The organism is Pseudomonas sp. C9, assembly GCF_002000165.1.
Classification (GTDB): domain Bacteria; phylum Pseudomonadota; class Gammaproteobacteria; order Pseudomonadales; family Pseudomonadaceae; genus Aquipseudomonas.
This window is the reverse complement of the sequence record NZ_MPAK01000004.1, coordinates 1-925: the sequence shown is the minus strand read 5'-3', so window position 1 is coordinate 925 and position 925 is coordinate 1. Positions and strand designations below refer to the sequence as shown.

Here is a 925-nt window from a genome sequence, read left to right as displayed (position 1 = left end):
ATTTTTTTGATGGAGCCGGAAAATGAACTCATCTCAAGCAACGCTGGAAGTTCTTTGATGGATTTGAAGCCGGGAGCCAGGCTGATACCCACCTCCAGCAGGGCGGCGTGAATCCGATTGACGGTGGCGGTACGGTCTTTGATGAAGGCATCGCGGGTGGAGTTGAGCATCGCCAGCGCCTGCTGAGCCTGGGTTTTGGGGGGCACGAAGCGCATCGTGGGGCGAGACGCCGCCTCGCAGATCGCTTCGGCATCAGCGAAGTCGTTCTTGTTGCTTTTCACGTAAGGGCGCACGAGATGAGGAGCAATGAGCTTGGGCGTATGCCCCAGTTTGGCGACTTCCTGCGCCATGAAATGGGCGCCGCCACAGGCTTCCATCACGACGGTGCAGGGTTCCAGTTTCGCCAGATATTGGGTGAGCGCTGCCCGCGTAAACTTTTTGCGGTAAAGCTCATGACCATGATCATCTTGAGCATGCAGATGAAAGGAGTGTTTTCCCAAGTCGATGGCGGCAATAGCTACGTTGTTCATGGCAATGATCTCCGATGAGCCCCCTGTGAAAGCTTAGTGGGCGATCACAGGGGGCAGCGGGGGTAGCCATTTCATTAGTTTGGAATGCATTCCCCTGTAGGAGCCGGGCTGAACTGGCCTAATAATTTCGGACACCTCTTAAGGGCGATATGATTTCGCCAACTTGGAGGCTCCATGAACGAAAGAAAGGTCTATACGCGCGAGTTCAAGCTTCATGCTGCCAGCATGGTGCTTGATGATAACTGCCCGGTTTCAGATGTTTGTGCATCGCTGGATATCGGGCCCACCGCTTTACGGCGCTGGGTCGATCAGGTTCGTAAGGAACGTGAAGGGCAGCCAGTCAAAGGCACCAAGGCAATCACCGAAGATCAGCGCCAGATCCAGGAACTAAAAGC

The 925-nt window shown here is 54.8% G+C and carries 2 protein-coding genes; one reads left to right on the top strand and one right to left on the bottom strand.

The features are described from left to right. Positions 1-530: IS110 family transposase (locus tag BMS17_RS29480; protein WP_139348161.1), on the bottom strand; the 530-nt coding region annotated here is incomplete at its 3' end. A gap of 174 nt (positions 531-704) precedes the next feature. On the opposite strand from BMS17_RS29480, the gene BMS17_RS29475 reads away from it, so the two are divergent. Next, on the top strand, positions 705-925 hold a 221-nt coding region (locus BMS17_RS29475; RefSeq protein WP_139348160.1), incomplete at its 3' end, for a transposase.